The organism is Arsenophonus nasoniae DSM 15247 (genome assembly GCF_000429565.1).
GTDB lineage: Bacteria > Pseudomonadota > Gammaproteobacteria > Enterobacterales > Enterobacteriaceae > Arsenophonus > Arsenophonus nasoniae.
Genome location: NZ_KE386918.1, coordinates 6,215 through 21,078 on the forward strand (window position 1 = coordinate 6,215; position 14,864 = coordinate 21,078).

General features: G+C 42.7%; 25 protein-coding genes and 1 pseudogene. 4 read left to right on the plus strand and 22 right to left on the minus strand.

The features are described 5' to 3' along the window. Window positions 1-343: 343 nt before the first annotated feature. The 5 genes and pseudogenes from G468_RS24085 to G468_RS0118715 all read right to left on the minus strand — a co-directional run. Window positions 344-451: pseudogene (locus G468_RS24085) on the minus strand (DNA adenine methylase); the annotation flags it as partial. 7 nt (window positions 452-458) lie between these two features. Beyond that, complete coding sequence (locus tag G468_RS0118700) at window positions 459-674, minus strand: TraR/DksA family transcriptional regulator (RefSeq protein WP_026824231.1); 216 nt, start codon at window positions 672-674, stop codon at window positions 459-461. Further along, window positions 667-882 carry a hypothetical protein gene (locus tag G468_RS0118705; protein ID WP_026824232.1) on the minus strand — a complete coding sequence of 72 codons (216 nt, stop codon included), beginning with the start codon at window positions 880-882 and terminating at the stop codon, window positions 667-669. Before G468_RS0118705 ends, G468_RS0118700 begins: the two co-directional genes overlap by 8 nt. A gap of 79 nt (window positions 883-961) precedes the next feature. After that, complete coding sequence (locus G468_RS0118710) at window positions 962-1,369, minus strand: DUF5347 family protein (protein ID WP_162143453.1); 408 nt, start codon at window positions 1,367-1,369, stop codon at window positions 962-964. 5 nt (window positions 1,370-1,374) lie between these two features. After that, entirely contained in the window at window positions 1,375-1,602 is a 228-nt protein-coding gene (locus tag G468_RS0118715) for a hypothetical protein (RefSeq protein ID WP_026824234.1), read from the minus strand. A gap of 80 nt (window positions 1,603-1,682) precedes the next feature. Between G468_RS0118715 and G468_RS24090 the strand changes: the two genes are divergently transcribed. Beyond that, window positions 1,683-1,853 carry a hypothetical protein gene (locus G468_RS24090; RefSeq protein ID WP_155847047.1) on the plus strand — a complete coding sequence of 57 codons (171 nt, stop codon included), beginning with the start codon at window positions 1,683-1,685 and terminating at the stop codon, window positions 1,851-1,853. Here G468_RS24090 and G468_RS0118725 read toward each other — a convergent pair. From G468_RS0118725 to G468_RS22115, 4 genes are all read right to left on the minus strand, one after another. Then, the gene (locus G468_RS0118725; protein ID WP_026824235.1) at window positions 1,850-2,281 is read right to left on the minus strand and encodes a hypothetical protein; all 432 of its coding nucleotides are present in this window, start codon (window positions 2,279-2,281) and stop codon (window positions 1,850-1,852) included. The two genes, G468_RS24090 and G468_RS0118725, sit on opposite strands and share 4 nt — an antisense overlap. Window positions 2,282-2,467: 186 nt before the next feature. Beyond that, a complete protein-coding gene (locus G468_RS0118730; RefSeq protein WP_026824236.1) occupies window positions 2,468-2,683 on the minus strand; it encodes a hypothetical protein in 216 nt (71 codons plus the stop codon). A gap of 54 nt (window positions 2,684-2,737) precedes the next feature. Continuing rightward, window positions 2,738-2,953: a hypothetical protein gene (locus G468_RS0118735; protein WP_026824237.1), complete on the minus strand. Its 216-nt coding sequence runs from the start codon at window positions 2,951-2,953 to the stop codon at window positions 2,738-2,740. A gap of 105 nt (window positions 2,954-3,058) precedes the next feature. Next, a complete protein-coding gene (locus tag G468_RS22115) occupies window positions 3,059-3,439 on the minus strand; it encodes a Cox family DNA-binding protein (protein ID WP_051297213.1) in 381 nt (126 codons plus the stop codon). Between the two features lie 124 nt (window positions 3,440-3,563). On the opposite strand from G468_RS22115, the gene G468_RS22120 reads away from it, so the two are divergent. Both G468_RS22120 and G468_RS0118750 read left to right on the plus strand, forming a co-directional pair. Further along, window positions 3,564-3,875 (plus strand): helix-turn-helix domain-containing protein, encoded by a 312-nt coding sequence (locus tag G468_RS22120; protein ID WP_034250613.1) that lies wholly within the window; start codon window positions 3,564-3,566, stop codon window positions 3,873-3,875. A gap of 53 nt (window positions 3,876-3,928) precedes the next feature. Beyond that, on the plus strand, window positions 3,929-4,240 hold the full coding sequence (locus G468_RS0118750; RefSeq protein ID WP_026824238.1) for a helix-turn-helix domain-containing protein: 312 nt from the start codon (window positions 3,929-3,931) through the stop codon (window positions 4,238-4,240). Window positions 4,241-4,341: 101 nt separating this feature from the next. Here the strand turns inward: G468_RS0118750 and G468_RS22725 are convergent, their stop codons facing one another. From G468_RS22725 to G468_RS22130, 5 genes are all read right to left on the minus strand, one after another. After that, window positions 4,342-4,950: a helix-turn-helix transcriptional regulator gene (locus G468_RS22725; protein WP_051297214.1), complete on the minus strand. Its 609-nt coding sequence runs from the start codon at window positions 4,948-4,950 to the stop codon at window positions 4,342-4,344. Continuing rightward, complete coding sequence (locus G468_RS24095; RefSeq protein ID WP_155847048.1) at window positions 4,947-5,087, minus strand: hypothetical protein; 141 nt, start codon at window positions 5,085-5,087, stop codon at window positions 4,947-4,949. The genes G468_RS22725 and G468_RS24095 overlap by 4 nt, the downstream gene beginning before the upstream one ends. Window positions 5,088-5,169: 82 nt before the next feature. Next, entirely contained in the window at window positions 5,170-5,373 is a 204-nt protein-coding gene (locus G468_RS0118765; RefSeq protein ID WP_026824239.1) for a plasmid partition protein ParG, read from the minus strand. Continuing rightward, window positions 5,370-5,993 (minus strand): AAA family ATPase, encoded by a 624-nt coding sequence (locus tag G468_RS0118770; protein ID WP_034250614.1) that lies wholly within the window; start codon window positions 5,991-5,993, stop codon window positions 5,370-5,372. The genes G468_RS0118765 and G468_RS0118770 overlap by 4 nt, the downstream gene beginning before the upstream one ends. A 174-nt stretch (window positions 5,994-6,167) precedes the next feature. Continuing rightward, window positions 6,168-7,073 carry a replication initiator protein A gene (locus tag G468_RS22130; RefSeq protein ID WP_051297215.1) on the minus strand — a complete coding sequence of 302 codons (906 nt, stop codon included), beginning with the start codon at window positions 7,071-7,073 and terminating at the stop codon, window positions 6,168-6,170. Window positions 7,074-7,796: 723 nt separating this feature from the next. Here G468_RS22130 and G468_RS0118780 point away from each other — a divergent pair. Beyond that, window positions 7,797-8,069, plus strand: a complete 273-nt coding sequence (locus G468_RS0118780) for an HU family DNA-binding protein (RefSeq protein ID WP_026824241.1) — start codon at window positions 7,797-7,799, stop codon at window positions 8,067-8,069. 299 nt (window positions 8,070-8,368) lie between these two features. On the opposite strand, the gene G468_RS0118785 is transcribed toward G468_RS0118780, so the two are convergent. From G468_RS0118785 to G468_RS0118815, 8 genes are read right to left on the minus strand one after another with little or no spacing between them, the layout of a single operon-like run. Next, entirely contained in the window at window positions 8,369-8,584 is a 216-nt protein-coding gene (locus tag G468_RS0118785; protein WP_026824242.1) for an ogr/Delta-like zinc finger family protein, read from the minus strand. A 38-nt stretch (window positions 8,585-8,622) separates the two neighbouring features. Continuing rightward, window positions 8,623-9,699, minus strand: coding sequence for a phage late control D family protein (locus G468_RS0118790; RefSeq protein WP_026824243.1), 1,077 nt, complete (start codon window positions 9,697-9,699; stop codon window positions 8,623-8,625). Further along, window positions 9,699-10,130 (minus strand): phage tail protein, encoded by a 432-nt coding sequence (locus G468_RS0118795; RefSeq protein ID WP_026824244.1) that lies wholly within the window; start codon window positions 10,128-10,130, stop codon window positions 9,699-9,701. The genes G468_RS0118790 and G468_RS0118795 overlap by 1 nt, the downstream gene beginning before the upstream one ends. Before the next feature lies 1 nt (window position 10,131). Further along, entirely contained in the window at window positions 10,132-12,717 is a 2,586-nt protein-coding gene (locus G468_RS0118800; protein WP_026824245.1) for a phage tail tape measure protein, read from the minus strand. Continuing rightward, on the minus strand, window positions 12,710-12,829 hold the full coding sequence (locus G468_RS23320) for a GpE family phage tail protein (protein WP_071846929.1): 120 nt from the start codon (window positions 12,827-12,829) through the stop codon (window positions 12,710-12,712). Before G468_RS23320 ends, G468_RS0118800 begins: the two co-directional genes overlap by 8 nt. Before the next feature lie 11 nt (window positions 12,830-12,840). Then, window positions 12,841-13,143, minus strand: a complete 303-nt coding sequence (locus tag G468_RS0118805) for a phage tail assembly protein (protein ID WP_051297216.1) — start codon at window positions 13,141-13,143, stop codon at window positions 12,841-12,843. A gap of 14 nt (window positions 13,144-13,157) precedes the next feature. After that, window positions 13,158-13,673, minus strand: a complete 516-nt coding sequence (locus G468_RS0118810; protein ID WP_026824247.1) for a phage major tail tube protein — start codon at window positions 13,671-13,673, stop codon at window positions 13,158-13,160. Window positions 13,674-13,675: 2 nt separating this feature from the next. Continuing rightward, the gene (locus G468_RS0118815; RefSeq protein ID WP_026824248.1) at window positions 13,676-14,848 is read right to left on the minus strand and encodes a phage tail sheath protein; all 1,173 of its coding nucleotides are present in this window, start codon (window positions 14,846-14,848) and stop codon (window positions 13,676-13,678) included. Window positions 14,849-14,864: the final 16 nt, after the last annotated feature.

The following is a 14,864-nucleotide window of genomic DNA, read 5'->3' on the forward strand; positions in this document are numbered from 1 at the left end:
CGCGATAAGATATCGACGGTTTCCCGATAGTGATCAAGGGTCCGAATATCATTGGCATGCGTTCTTAGCGTATGATGTGAAATTAAATCCATCACAAGTCGCACCGGATCCGTATGAAGACAGACCATTTCGTAACACCGTGAGGACGCATTCGCTTCCAGTAAACGCCATTCGATTTTATGCGTGTCTGAATTTTGCTGGCACGAAATGGCAAAGCGGGTGCCAAAGATATAAGCGCCCGCTTTGGGATCTAACGGGATCATGATTTGCCTCCAAGGACGGCAATAATTTCTTTTGCCATCTGCCGTTTACCCGAGATCGTCCGGGGCGCGGAAATTTCATATCCGGCAAAAGGCTCCACTAAACGCCGTGTTTTGGGTAGATGGGGCAGCAGTTGCGGCATAATCTGCACTTTTGAACCTGCCCACTTAAGGATGGTTTTATTAGCCATGTTAACCTTATCGGTAATGTTGTTGTTTTGACTCAAAAAAGGACTGACAGTCGACGCAGCGAATGCAGCCTGGAGAAGCGATACGGCGCGCTTGTGGTATCGCTTTTTCACAATCCTCACAATGAAAACGGGCGATACCTTTTTTGCGCTCGGTGACCTGTTTAATTTGGTCAATTAATTGTTGTTGAGCGAGTTCATTTGCTTTATCAATCGGGTCAGACATGGTGTAAATTCTCTGCCCGATGTTCAAAATGGTCACTGACGGTCATCACATGCTGATAAGCGGTTTGATAAGTCATTTTTTGATAAAGAATTTGATAGGCCAGCGACGTTAAATGGGCAGAGAATTGCATCAATAAATGCTTCCTTTCATCTTCCCGATTTTGTTTTAGGGTATCGGTAAGTCTCAATACGCCAGATTGTGCAGTCATATTTTTTTACTTCTCCTTTCCTTATTTTGGATAAAACAATCCCCTGGGGTGGCGAACACCGTTAATTTTCATTTATCAATTAAAGTGGAGCGATATCTTTAGGTATTAATGCAACGAGCACCTGTAATTGAAATAGCGCGTTAATAATGGCCTGTTTTTCTTTCTTGTTAAATTCATCAAACTTAAAATGATGTTTTTTATTATCAATATTGGCTAAATAAAAAATTAAATTAACAAAGCGTTTATTATGTTCTCGTAAATATTCAATAAATCCCAACAGGCATTGATTATCGGGATTTTCTTTATCTTTATTAAAAATAACGGTTCGACATTTTGCTGCCTTAATTAAGCCATTGACACGCGCATTAATGGGTAATCCTTCATTGCGATAAATACCCGTCTTTCGTCTATTAATCTCACCGGCATTATTTCGTAATGTGTTAACCGAGTGAATTAAGGTATTTGTTAATGCGTGTTTATTCGTCATCATTTTTATTTAATAATCAGGGTGAGAAAATAAAAAATAAATAACCCGCCAAATAACAATATTAATTTATCAATTAACGTCAGTTTTTTATTCTGCTTATTATTAATATGATAATTTTTAACGGACTCGCCCGTTAATCGATAGGGGGAGTGCTGATTAGATTTATTCATCAATATCCTCATTAAGTTATCGGTTTTGTTGCCCTGACCGAAAACAGGGTGTTGTGGTATCATGTTTATGCCTGTTGATGCTTAGAACGGAGATACAGGCATAAACTGACCTATCACAACAAGGAAAATAACAATGTCTGTTAATGAAAAAAATTAAACAACAGTTAACTGAACTCATTAAGCAAGTCGAACAAATAGAAACGCCAATTATTTGTGATAATGCAGTAGAAATAATCGAGTTATCACATCATCTATTCCAACAAATCCACAATAAAATCAGTCCACCCCAGAAAAATATTGTTGAGTGGTTTTAATTTTTTCTGACCATAATGGCCATGACGGCATCAAAGGTGGATTTAAGATCCTGTTCATAAAAGCGATTAATGTTTGAACAGGTTTCGCTTATGGCATTCATGATAGTGATCATGAGTGCTAATTTTTCTTTTGGAGTAAGATTTTTTATCTCCTGTTTTTTATTTTCTTCAGAAAGTCCCGAAAAAAGCGAATGAATGGTATTCATGACTAAGTGATCTAACGGCTTACTCTCTAGCGCTAATCTTTCCTCGTTATCCTTTTTTTGATAGTTATTTTCCTTGTTCAATAGGGTTAAGTTGGCAAATTTTTTATCGTCGTTAAATAACTCAATACGATTACTATCAATGGTGAGGCCGTGAAGGTTATTTATTCCAAACGCTTTAGCATGTTCAGTAAGATGTGCGATGACTTGATAATAGACTGCCATAGTTAACCTCTTAAAAATTAGATTAGTGAGTCGGTTTTGTTGCCCTGACCGAAAACAGGGTGTTGTGGTATCATGTTTATACCCACTTTTTCTTTACAGTGAGCGGTGGGCATAAAATCCAACAACAAGGAGTGAAATCCATATTCTGAGAAATCATTCAATTTTGTTCGTAACATCAGCGACAGATCATGATTTGTTTTTCATTACTTGATGACCCGCACTCCCCAAAGCCATTGCCAATATACCGGCTAAAACCGAGGGTTCAACAGACGGTAAAAATGTCTGCCAGTATTTCCTGGCATGTATACTATCGACGCCAAGTGACAGTTGCATCTTCACGATCCTGTCGCATTTGGTATACAATTCTTGTCCTTTTTCGATATCAGAAAGGTTTTCACACATGCAAACTCCTAATAACATTATGCGGTTTATTCAAATAACGGATATTGCCTGACGTTATTTTCCGCTTAATATTTCATGCCCTGCACAATACAACGCATTGGCCAGTACATCCGCTAAAACGGAAAGGTCGGCAGACGGTAATATTTCTTGCCAATACTTTTTGGCACGTATACTGTCCAGGCTAAGCGAGAGCTGCTTTTTAACGATTGAATCGTATTGCTTGTACAATCCCTGATATTCTTCATGGTAATCAGCCAGCGTTTTACACACGTTAACTCCTGATCATCGTTATGATGCGACTTTGTGGTATTAAAAAATTTCCCTGGTGTTAAATAGAAAGTTAATCTTCAGTTTTGTTGTTGTTTTTCCTGGTGATTATTTTTTATGTGACGCTTTACGATCATACATCCAATAGTCTTTCCACGAATGCCATTCTTGGGGCTCAATTTTGGGTAACTGTTCAGAGAGTTTGTCCCACAGGTCACGATTGATATACCAAGTACCTTTACCTTCCGGATTATTGGGATTTTTCATCTGATGTGCGGGTAATATGCCTCGCAAGCACATTTTTCGGATAGCCCCGGTAGTAAATCCGGCGTAAGCAGCGAAGCGATCGATTGTGACCAATTTCGCTAAAGGCCCCTGATAGCTCAATTTTTTCTTCTTGTTACCAGTACAAGCAACCTCTTCTTCACTTACATCCGATTCCCCGGATGCCTGAACGGGAAGTGATTTACCTGAAAACCTGCTTGACATCTGGTACTCTCCTTATTTGGTGCATTTGTCTCGATTTGTCCAGTTTTGGGCTGGGATTTGATGTATTACGCAAATAAAAATCCTATATAGGATCAAATATAATACCTAATTAGGAGCAAGTCAAATGAAATTAAGTGATAAAATTAAAGCGATTCGTATAGCTGAAGGACTGAGTCAAAATCAGCTATGTGAACTTATTGGATTACCTAGAAGTACACTTTCTAAGTATGAAAGTGGGCTATTTGAACCTGGAGGAAACGCTTTACTAAAGTACACAAAACATCCATTATTTTCCAAATACACCATGTGGCTAATGACTGATACAACAAATCCAGAAGTCGGTCAAATCGAGCCGGCTTTCTCTCTCGATGGCTCTGTAAAATCAAAAACAAAACGGAAAGTACAATCATTCCTCACCGAGGGAAAGAATTGTTAGCATTACATGAATTTTGGATAATGGCAGAATCAAAATTGATAGACTAGTGTCAAATGAAAATGTCTCAAAAAATTAAAGCCATCAGACAGGCAGAGGGATTAACTCAGGTAAAATTTTGTGAAATTAGCGGAATAGCATTAAGTTCGTTAAAAAATTATGAAGGAGGACACGCTGAACCGGGTCTTCAACCTATACTCCAAATTACAAATACAAATCTTTTTGAAAAATATACAATGTGGCTAATGACCGATAAAACAGCGCCAGAAGCCGGCCAAATCGAGCCGGCTTTCTCTCTCGATGGCTCTGTAAAATCAAAATCAAAACGGAAAGTACAATCATTCCTTACCGAGGGAAAGAATTGTTAGCATTACATGATTTTTGGCTAATAGCGGAATCAAAATTGATATAACGATCATTAACATCCTCCTCTTTATGCAGGGAGGATGTCAAATTTGAAAATTCGCCGTCAAGCCCTGTTCAAAGGCTGGCGAGAAAAAATTAAATTATATGGAATATAGCGGTCAAAGCCTTTCGATTTACCAAATGCCCTTAATTGGCAACCTGAATGCACGCCCGCTTTTTCATAGATAATGTTTAAATGATTATTGGTTGTTCTCGTCCCAATATTTAATCTTCTCGCTATTTCCTTGCTACTTAAGCGATGCATTGTGAAAAACAAGACTTCCCATTCTTTATCAGTGAACAGCTTGTTAGGTTTTTCTGTAGTCACGAAATAAGGCTGCATGCCATCGACATACTCCAACGGCGACAAAAACAGGAACTCGTGGGCGTGGAAGAAAGTGCCAAGATAGCTATTTTCACTACAAAAAAGCGGTAGAAAATGAAATTGCCAAATTTTGGGTGCTTTATTGAAATCAGAAACCAGATTAATAATGACAAAAAACGGTGATTTTTCAGTACGGATTTTCTCTAATAAAGTCACCATTTCAGGCGCATCTTTATTCAAACCGAGAAAATCTACCATTTTAGCGTTGGCCTTAATTTCCCCCTCACTATCAACAAAACCACAAGGAACAGCACCACTCAAAAAGAATTTAATCATCTCGGAGTTCATGCTGCACCTCCAATACTACGAAGGTACTCACGCTGACGGGTTGTAAGGTGTTTTGATGTGAGAGCAAAGCTCAAAAGCTGCTCGATTGATATGTCGCACGCTTTCATTATGCGCGCAATATGCGTACTATTTCGCATAGTCCGACTCCTACTGACTCTAGGTTTTGGATTAGTTGATTACAGAGATATACGGTCTCTGTAATCAACGCTGTTTCTATAACTACTTAATTTCGTTTAACCATTTTTTTATTAACATCATGGTTATTTCAGTCATTTCTTTATCATGATTTAAACAAGCAATCTTAAATTCTTTATGTAATTTTTCAGGAATATTTATTTGTAACTTTTTAGTAGGTACAGAAGGTTTACTCACAGCTTCTAGTGCATCATTAACAGATTTGTGATTACCTAATTTCATTTTCATTTTATCAATCCCAATATTTCATCTGTTAATACATCGATTTCACCTTTTGCTTGATAGTCATTAGTATCATAAATAGTTCCTCCATCAAGCATAGTTCTAACATAAGCTTGTCTTTGGGTTATTTCGGTACTCATTGCTTTCACACCAGTATCAGCTATAGAATCTTTCAATACGGTTAACATTTTTGCGGTGCTTATTTTTTTTGTTATTACAAAACGAGCAATAATTGGCTGTAATTCATTTCTAGCTTCTATAACAGCTATAATTGCCCCACAAGCAGCAAAATCTAAAGGAGAAGGAGTGACGGGGATCAAAACAATATCACTTACCATAACCGCAGCGGATGATATAGCTGTTATTGCAGCTGCTCCATCAATGATTATATAATCATATAATTTCAAGGTTTTTTTTATGGAATAGATATCTTTTTCAGTAGATGCTTCTGCTACATCAAATAAACTCTTATCTTCTAAATACCAATTACCTATACTTAATTGAGGATCAGTATCAACTACTACGACATTGTGACCTTTCTTAGCTATAGATGTAGCGACGTTTATTGAGGTCGTCGTTTTACCAACTCCTCCTTTACCATTCAAGAAAGAAATTACTTTACTCATAAAAATTCCTTTAGGACTTCAATCAAGTAATCTTATAATTAAGTAATCTTATAATCAAGTAATCTTATAATTAAGTAATCTTATAATTAAGTAATCTTATAATTAAGTAATCTTATAATTAAGTAATCTAATAATTAAGTAATCTAATAATCATATGATTATTTTAAATAAAAACTATTCATTCTTCTTTAAGATCCTATTTTTTATATTAAAAATTTCTTTTTTCCCTTTTTCGCGTTTACGAGCAGCTTCCGCTTTAGGAGTATTTTGATTACGATTTTTGAAAGTGACTTTGTCTGTGGTGGGATCAAAAAGAATTTCATAATCAGGAAGATCATTAACCTTAGTAAGTTGCTTAATATCAAATCTAAATTTTCTGAGTTCCCTCGAGGAACCTGTTTTTTGATGAAGCTTATCAAGACAAATAGTAAACTCATGTTGACTACCGCAATGCTTACGCGCTATCTCATATAAACGTCTATCAATAGCTTTTCTTATACGAAAATAATCAGGGCTAATTTTTAACACCTTAGTCTTTGTTATTGCTTGATAAAGCCAATCAGGTAAAGTTACTTCTATCATTCCAATATCTAGTTTTCCTTTCTGTCTTTCTACAATTTCCCACTTATCAATTAGACCAAAATCAATCGTTTTTTTGTCATCATTAGAATAAACAATATTCGTTTGGATCCTCGTTCCGGATAAGCGAGATAATGCTTTTTTCAAATCATCGTAAGCCCGTCCACTCTTATCTCGATTAGTCGTTACAAAAAAATCATACGGAGTAAAGGCAACCGTGGGACTAATTGATTGATTATTATTGATAGCTTCCTGTAATTTTGATATAGCATAAATCCAAATATCTTTATCAAAAACAGTAGCTAAACCAATTTTAGAAGATGATCTAACTTCTATAGTCACATTACCATTTCTATACACTCTAGCTTTTGTATCACCCCCTTTTAATGCAAAAAACGGATGCTCCATACTCGCCATTTCATCTCGAAAGGTTGAAATGTCAACATCATCTGCAACAAAAAATTCCAGTTGGTTATGTTTATGGGGTCGTAATGTTTTCAAGTTGTTTTTTCTCTTTTTCTTATAAGATAATTCATAGCCTCATTCCTAGAGATTTAGGATTGTTGGCGAGAGCCGTTTAAGTGCTTCTAACACTTAAACGGTTTGTTTTTTTGATTATTAAATCAATTCGGCTTTTACGGACACCAATAAATAACGGCTTTTACGGACATTATAACGGCTTTTACGGACAAATCAAATTAACGAACAAAAAAAAAACTAAAAATGCTAAAAAAATCTGTGGATAACAAAAAATCTAATCGGCTTTTACGGACAAACTATCGGCTTTTACGGACAAACTATCGGCTTTTACGGACAAACTATCGGCTTTTACGGACAAACTATCGGCTTTTACGGACAATAGGTATTTTTTTATATTTATTAATCAATAACTTAATACCACTTTCTTGCCCTTTAACTCTTTTAACTTATACATAACTAAATATAACTACGCGCGCGCGAGGTTTTTCTGTGGATAACTTTTTTTCTAACAAAAATCCTAAACCCAAAAATAGGTGACTACTGAGTGACCGTATTTCTCTTTTGTAATTGTGATATTCCGCTTCCTCGTCTGCTCACTCGCTACGCTCGGTCACAGACTTGCGGCGAACGGCGGGATTTTAATTAAAAAGATTTTTTTGAATTAATTAACACTGAAACATTGCACTATTCAGTCGCTACCGCTAGCATCACTAGAATTGACTTTTCCATTAATTCAGGCACAACATGAACAAAACAGAAGTTATTAATCAAATTGCTGAAAAAGCCGGTTTAACCAAAAAAGATTCAGAGAAGGCGTTGAACGCATTGATTGAAACCGTGACAGAAGCGCTAAAGGCAGGAGATGACGTACAACTCGTTGGTTTTGGCTGTTTTCAGGTTAAGCAACGCGCAGCCAGAGATGGACGTAATCCTAAAACGGGCGAGACACTTAAAATTGCTGCTGCAAACGTACCGAGTTTTAAAGCGGGTAAGACGTTGAAAGAAGCCGTCAAATAACTGACCGAAATTAATGTACGAATTAAAACACCTGTACGGAACATAATTTACCTATTTTTGTACAGGTGTTTTGGATGATGTCCAAAACCGAACGATTTTGAACAGCAAAAATTACCTATCAGAAACCAAAAATCGTTAAATCTAATAATTTTTGAAAATTAAAACAGAAATACCCGCCATAACCCCCTCTAAAAACGCCTGTAATCCATTCTAAGCGCTTTTCTCGATAAAAACGTAAATTTGTACAGCCAAAATTTTATCGTCGCTTAAAATGCGTTATAGACGTTTTTGACTTCTGACTAAACAGCGAGTGACATTTGTTGCCCAGTACAATGTGGGGTGACGGGGTCAATCTTGCCTGGCTTTGCAATAAATCGCGTTAAGCTCTCATGGCTGACAAAGGTCGCCCCACAATTAATGTTCTGACACTGGTTGTAACGTTCGCGGGTGTTTTCTGAAATTTGTTGGGAAGTTCTAGTATGGGCGGCATGACCACAAAGGGGGCAATTCATCATGATGACATTCTCCTTTTTTCAGCTATTTTACCAGCAAGTTAGTGACTTTTCATCTCCAAATCGGTGATTTTTACTTCCATTTCAAGCGCGGTAGTAAAGCCTTTGTCATTGAGATTGTGGGTCACTTTCACCACAATCCACTCGGCGTTATCAATTTGCGGTTTAAAGCCCCTGACGTTAATCGGGGTTTCCGGATAAATATCGGCGCGTCCTTTGGCTAAATGAATCGAAAAACGGGCGATACCGCGCTGAATTTTTGCCCAGGTCGCTTTTGCTGCCCGTGCCGCATTAGCCCGATTGGCGTAGGTGTGTGAGAGCACGAGTACATTGCCGTCCTCACCGATAAAATAATCTCCCTGCTTGTTTTTGGTTGACGCAGAAGGCTTTTTTCGCGCAATCTTAACGGTGTGTTTTTTTTCAGGCTGCTGGGTATCTAGCCAACTGGCAATCACCCCCGTATAGGCACTGCGGTCTGCCAGTGAAAACGAATAATTATCCCCGTCTTTTCGACTTAAGGTCATCGTCGGTATCCTTTTGCCCGAGGCGGTTTGACTTTTTCCCTGTTGCAAAAATAACAGCTGGTCATTTTTCACCGTCGCCAGTGCGCCTTCCTGCTGGCCGAGCCGGGTTAAAAACGCGCCGTCCGATTCGTTTGTCTGGTCGATATGCGCAATCCGGATAGGTTTAAACGTCGCGTCAATACAGGGAGTTAACTGATTGCGACTTGCCAGCGTGGTCACAATGTCTTCCAGGGTTTTATGGTGATAAGAGGCTTCCCGTCGCGTATTGAGGGTTGCGCGAAAATCCGCACTTCGGGCGCGTAAGGTCAGACGGTCAGGCGTGCCACTGTATTCGATTTCATCGACAATAAATTTCCCCTTCGGGATGAGACTTTCGTTTTTCCAGCCCAGTGCCAGGGTCAGCGTTTCCCCACGTCGCGGCAAGGCCAGTTTGCCGTCACTATCATCCAGTTCAATGTCTAGCTGGTCGGCTTCAAATCCCCGATTATCGGTCAGCGTCAGTGACATCAATCGGCCTTCAATCAGCGAATTAATATTTTTGCTGCCCGCCGTTAGCGCAAACGCGGGGATATTTTCCGTGTTGAAAAAGCGCATTAGAAAAGACCCTTCATCTGTTCATTTAAATCACCAAACATCGCGGAGAGGGAATCATCGACCCGTTTTAACTTAAGGGTGAATTCAATCTTACGGGGTGCGCCATCGGCAAAAAAAAGACTTTTGCTTTGGCTGATTTCTTCTATCACGAACATGCCGTAAATATTGCCTTCACCGTCCAGAAAGGGCCAGGCTTTACCGCTTTCCGCCATCGCTTCGAGCGTCATCAGGGATAATCTGCCGCCGGTCAGTTCCGGATAAAGTGACCCGGATAGGGTGATATCGTCATTATCCAGGCCAATAAACTGAAAGGCAGGTCGGATACCTAATCGGCTGTTGAACCCATAGCGCCAGCGCCGATTGATTTGCAGGGTCTGATAGGGGGCGGTTTTAAGTTGAAACACAAACAATCCTAATGTGGCCATCGGCATATTAATATTCCTCCGGGTTGTCGCTAAACCGTCCCCGTAGTTGCGCCTGTTGTTGACGTTGAAGCTTAAGGAGTTGGCGGCTCACTTCCTGTGCGATATCGTGCGCCGACTGGGCGGGGGCGGCATTAATCGTAATGTGAACGTTTGACGGTGCTGTTGTGTGCGGTGTCCGGATCACCGCCGCGTCGGTTTTATCGGCCACAAAAGGGTGGATGGGTTGGTTGGCATACGCATGGCTTAGTGTCAGCGCGGCAGCGGCAAAGGCCGCCGTATGGCGGCGACTGACTACATGGGCAGGGCCGGTAACAATTTCTGGGCCTTTCTCGCCGACAATGCCTGCACCTCCGCGGCGAATAACGCCCCCCGTATCAAACAGCCCTGCACCTTTGATGCCGGCATTTAATACCGTCAAGGATTGGGTCGTGCGTAAGGTTTTGGTTTCCTCAGAGACCATCCAGTCGGGTAATAAATCGGTGACGGTGTTTTTAATCTCGGAAAACAACGATTTTAACTGTTGCCATTTTTCCATTACGCCGTTTTTCAGGTTATCAATCAGTTCACTGCCAAAATTTTTAATACTGTTCTTGATTTTTTGATAGCCGTCGGCAAAAAACCGAACCGTTTTTTCCCACAAATTTTTGAAAAAGGGGACGATGTTATCCCAATAGCGATAAATCAGCAGTGCGGCGACGGCAATTGCCGTGATAACTAACACCATCGGGTTGGATAATGCCACGGCGGTTAAGCGGAGCAAGCCTGCACTTAACAGGCTTAAACCCAGTCTGACGGCGGCTAATGGCCCCGTCAGTGCCGCCATGGCTAATGCCATAACGCCGCCGATGGTAATCAGTGCCGCAAATCCCGCCAGTGCCACGCCAAAATAACGGGTCATGGTGGGGTGAGATTTGAAAAAATCGGTTAATTTGCTTAATTGCTGGTTCAGCATCTCAAGCCCCTGAGTATAGAGCGGCAACAGGTTATTACCCATCTCACGGTATAAATCGGCTTTTTTGGCTTCGAGTTCAATCTGTTGCCCCTGGGCGGTTTTTTTCCCTTCGGCAATCAGCGGCTCAAGGCCATAAGCGGCATTGCCGGCCTTGATTTGTTTCTCAATGTTGGCGTGTTCCCGGTACATCGTCACAAATACATCCGAGCCGGTACGGCTGGAAAATAGTTGGGCAATTTGGGTTTCCATTTGCGATTCGGTTAATTGCGGGTATTTCTTTCGAATACGCGGCACAATTTCGTCCATCAGATAGCGAAAAGGGTCGCGTTTGTAGAGTTCTACATTCACCAATGCATCGTTATTCATCTTGGTGACGTGACCGGTTTTGCCGTATTTGACCGATCCTTTTTTCAAGAGACCGAGTCCCATCAGGTTTTCCATCGCAGCCTGGGTTGTTTTGCCTTTCACTAGATTCTGATAGGCACTGTTTAACGCGGTGCCGGTTCGGTCACCCCCTAACTGCTGGATAAGATGGGATGTGCCAAAATAAAACGCTGCATTGTCTAGCTGTTTGACGGCGGTACCACCCGTTTTGAGCATCGCCAGGTAGTCTTCCGGCAAGACCATCCCCCCACTGGCGGTCATCGATTTTGCCGTCATATCAACCGAGCGTTTAAATTGCGCTGGCGTGTTGATTTCATTACGTAACTCGGCAATTTTGAGCACCGCGGGTGACTGGTCACGTAGCGCCTGGGCAGCGGATTCGCTTACGCCATGTGACGACATAAATTTAGTAGCGAATTGAAGCTTAAGCAACGTCGGCGAGACCAGTTCAGTTTCATGATAATCGCGTAAAACGGAGTAAGCCTCTTTAATCACTTTCAGGTTTTCGGTGGTGCTGTTACCAAAAATATGGATGCCTTTGGCAAACTTTTCGGCATCCGCCAGCATCGTCTCCCCACCGCCAAGTGCTTTAAAGGAAATCGCTTCTTTTTGATAAATCGCCGCTTCATTGAGGTTAGGTTTTACCGCCATGGCGGTGGCGGCACCGGTGGCGACCATGCCCGCCCCATGAGACAGTAGATTGCTTCGGCGGTTCATACGCTGTTGATAACGGTTTCGGGCGGTGGTGAGGTGTTTTTCGCGGGCTGATATTTTGGCAAGCTGGCCTTCCTGGCTTTTTAACGCCTGGGTATATTTCTGGGTTTCTTGCCGGATATGGGCGGTGGCCTGGTCTGCGTGATTGACGGCTATCCCCATTTTATCAAACGACGACCGGATTTTTTGCTGTTGGGTAAGAAAGCCCTGATACTGACGCGCAAGTTTCGCCACGCTGGCCCACTGTTTTTCCAGTGCGGCGGTTTGTTTTTGGGTGGGATTTTGGAGGCCCGCCATCTCAAGGCCCATCATTTTGCCTTTCAGGCGCGCTTTTTCCAGCGCCTGACCGAGCGTATTGATTTTGCCACTGAGCGTCTGTAATTGGGGCAGTTTTTGACTCGCCTGATTGAGTTGCGTCAAATGCTCACGCGTGCTTTTAAGCTGTTTCGCCAGTCGGGTATTGGCGGTTTTGGCTTTCTCAAACGGGCCACTGAGCCTATCGATGGCGCCTAAGACCACTTGTAAACGTAATGCTTTACTCATGCGCCCCACTTCGTAAATAGGCCTGATGCCGCCACATCAGCAAATCCGATAAGGATAATTGGCCCGTTTCAGACGGGGGCCAGTGAAAAATGACCGCAATATCGGCTTCCAGGGCTTCGACGGTTAAGGTGTCGGGAAGTCGGCCGTCACCGATTTCGGCAACAAAAAAAGCCCAAGCTCATTGGCGAGATTGAAAAAATCACCCGGACTCATTTGTCGCATTTCCTGCTCGTTTAAGCTTGGGGTCATAATGCGGGGTAAGACTTTCATCACCGCATCAACATCCATCTGCATCAGCGGACTTAACTGGACTCCCCGCAGGTCGCCGACGTGCGGTTTGCGTAGTGTCACCTGATTAATCGGTGTTTCACCGCGTGCGAGGGGTTCTTCCAGGTTGATGATTCGGGTAGTGGGTGTTTTTTTCATGGTAAAGTCCTGGGTTAAAGTCCTAATGCGGCGCGTTGTTTTTCAAGGCGATCAACGCCGGCCACTTTTTCAATTAAATTAATCACATCAATTTCAATCAGTTCCTGACCGTCCCACAGCAGCTTAAAATAGGTGGCTTTAAAGCTCAGTTTGGTTTGGGTGTTATCGCCGGACTTGGCACTGCCGGGGTCAATTTCAGAAAATCGACCGCGGGTAACGATTTCAACCGCGGTCACTTCCCCCGTATCGTCGCGCTGATACGCGCCACAAAAACGCAGCGGGACACCCGCAAGGGTGGTTATCCCCCATTGTTTATAAAGCTGCGCATCAAGACCCCCTAACGTGAATTCCATATCCAGCGCACCGCCGTCAAGTCCTAAGTCAATCTGCGCTTCGCCATTCATGCCACCGCCGCGGTAGCCTTCCATTTTGCGGGTCAGTTTGGGCAGTGTGACCTCTTCAACCACCCCTAACCAGCTTTGCCCATCATCAAACAGGTTCATGTTTTTTAATTTGCGTGGTAATGCCATACTTAACCCTTAATCTTGTTGCTAAAATCCAGTAAATACTGGTCGGTGATGCGCTGGCGTAATAACAGGTTTTCCAACGGCGGCACCGGCGTATAGTCATAATCGAGCGTCAGCTTGCCGTCTTTGAGCGTTTCTTTGGTATTGACCTTTTCGTCATACCAGCACTGGCCACCCAGTAAAACCCCCTCGGCAATCAAGCTTCTAAGCTTGGCGTTAATGCCTTCAATGATATCGCGTGTCAGCGACGGACTGAGCGTTTTATCTATCGCCCAGAAATGCGCTTCGGCAAAGGTATCGGCTAAAATATGGGCGGTGCGGGTGGCACTTTCGAATTGAAAAAGCGGGTCATCCGAGCAGGTACGCGACCCCCAAAACCGGAAACCATCCTGACGAATCAGGGTGGTAATGGCGTTCTGGTTTAATAATCCGGCATCGGTATTCGGGTCTTGCAAATCCCACGACAGGTCAGCGGAAATCCCCGTCACGCCATTAATGCCGACATTAGACAGTGTTTTATGCCAACCGGTGTCATTATCGATTTTTGCCCGCAACCCTAATGCAAACGCCGTGGCATAAGCGGTTTGTTCACGATGGGTGACAGGGTTCCAGGCTAAAAAATCGGGCCAAATTAGCATCAGCTCACGCTGGTTAAAGTTTTTGCGATACGCTATCGCGTCGGTCACGGTATGACAATCTGCGGCACGGATATAGGCCATCGCGCGTAACTTTTGGGCGACGGTCGCCAGCGCCGTTGCGACCGCCGGGTTATCCAACCCGGGCACGGCTAAAATACGCGGTTTTACACCGAGCTGGTTGTTAGCGGATAACAGCGCCTGTAAGCCGGTCTTTTTGCCCTCTGCCGTGGTGGTGCCAATGATATGGGTGGTGGTCTCCTCCGGGGTTTTCCCTTCGGCAACCCGTACGACCACGGTTATTGGGTTGGTCTGGGCTAAAATCGCGGTTAAAACAGGCCCGAGCGTGCCCTTTTTTCCAGCTTTGCCTATCGCAGCGGAAAGGTCAGTTAAACGCACCGCGGTATTCAGTGGAAAGGTGGTACTGTCGGCATCGTCTGCGATACAGACGACCCCGACAACGGCGGTGCTGCTGGTGCGGATAGCGCGCGTGCCTTCATTGATTTCAATCACACGCACGCCATGATGATAGTCTTGCGGCATAATCGGGTTCCTGCTT

Excerpts from the sequence above, each read along its gene's own strand:
- G468_RS0118700 (WP_026824231.1), bottom strand. The coding sequence starts at position 674 with ATGTCTGACCCGATTGATAAAGCAAATGAACTCGCTCAACAACAATTA.
- G468_RS0118705 (WP_026824232.1), bottom strand. The coding sequence starts at position 882 with ATGACTGCACAATCTGGCGTATTGAGACTTACCGATACCCTAAAACAA.
- G468_RS0118710 (WP_162143453.1), bottom strand. The coding sequence starts at position 1,369 with ATGACGAATAAACACGCATTAACAAATACCTTAATTCACTCGGTTAAC.
- G468_RS0118715 (WP_026824234.1), bottom strand. The coding sequence starts at position 1,602 with ATGATACCACAACACCCTGTTTTCGGTCAGGGCAACAAAACCGATAAC.
- G468_RS24090 (WP_155847047.1), top strand. The coding sequence starts at position 1,683 with ATGAAAAAAATTAAACAACAGTTAACTGAACTCATTAAGCAAGTCGAA.
- G468_RS0118725 (WP_026824235.1), bottom strand. The coding sequence starts at position 2,281 with ATGGCAGTCTATTATCAAGTCATCGCACATCTTACTGAACATGCTAAA.
- G468_RS0118730 (WP_026824236.1), bottom strand. The coding sequence starts at position 2,683 with ATGTGTGAAAACCTTTCTGATATCGAAAAAGGACAAGAATTGTATACC.
- G468_RS22115 (WP_051297213.1), bottom strand. The coding sequence starts at position 3,439 with ATGTCAAGCAGGTTTTCAGGTAAATCACTTCCCGTTCAGGCATCCGGG.
- G468_RS22120 (WP_034250613.1), top strand. The coding sequence starts at position 3,564 with ATGAAATTAAGTGATAAAATTAAAGCGATTCGTATAGCTGAAGGACTG.
- G468_RS0118750 (WP_026824238.1), top strand. The coding sequence starts at position 3,929 with ATGAAAATGTCTCAAAAAATTAAAGCCATCAGACAGGCAGAGGGATTA.
- G468_RS22725 (WP_051297214.1), bottom strand. The coding sequence starts at position 4,950 with ATGAACTCCGAGATGATTAAATTCTTTTTGAGTGGTGCTGTTCCTTGT.
- G468_RS24095 (WP_155847048.1), bottom strand. The coding sequence starts at position 5,087 with ATGCGAAATAGTACGCATATTGCGCGCATAATGAAAGCGTGCGACATA.
- G468_RS0118765 (WP_026824239.1), bottom strand. The coding sequence starts at position 5,373 with ATGAAAATGAAATTAGGTAATCACAAATCTGTTAATGATGCACTAGAA.
- G468_RS0118770 (WP_034250614.1), bottom strand. The coding sequence starts at position 5,993 with ATGAGTAAAGTAATTTCTTTCTTGAATGGTAAAGGAGGAGTTGGTAAA.
- G468_RS0118780 (WP_026824241.1), top strand. The coding sequence starts at position 7,797 with ATGAACAAAACAGAAGTTATTAATCAAATTGCTGAAAAAGCCGGTTTA.
- G468_RS0118785 (WP_026824242.1), bottom strand. The coding sequence starts at position 8,584 with ATGATGAATTGCCCCCTTTGTGGTCATGCCGCCCATACTAGAACTTCC.
- G468_RS0118790 (WP_026824243.1), bottom strand. The coding sequence starts at position 9,699 with ATGCGCTTTTTCAACACGGAAAATATCCCCGCGTTTGCGCTAACGGCG.
- G468_RS0118795 (WP_026824244.1), bottom strand. The coding sequence starts at position 10,130 with ATGCCGATGGCCACATTAGGATTGTTTGTGTTTCAACTTAAAACCGCC.
- G468_RS0118800 (WP_026824245.1), bottom strand. The coding sequence starts at position 12,717 with ATGAGTAAAGCATTACGTTTACAAGTGGTCTTAGGCGCCATCGATAGG.
- G468_RS0118805 (WP_051297216.1), bottom strand. The coding sequence starts at position 13,143 with ATGAAAAAAACACCCACTACCCGAATCATCAACCTGGAAGAACCCCTC.
- G468_RS0118810 (WP_026824247.1), bottom strand. The coding sequence starts at position 13,673 with ATGGCATTACCACGCAAATTAAAAAACATGAACCTGTTTGATGATGGG.
- G468_RS0118815 (WP_026824248.1), bottom strand. The coding sequence starts at position 14,848 with ATGCCGCAAGACTATCATCATGGCGTGCGTGTGATTGAAATCAATGAA.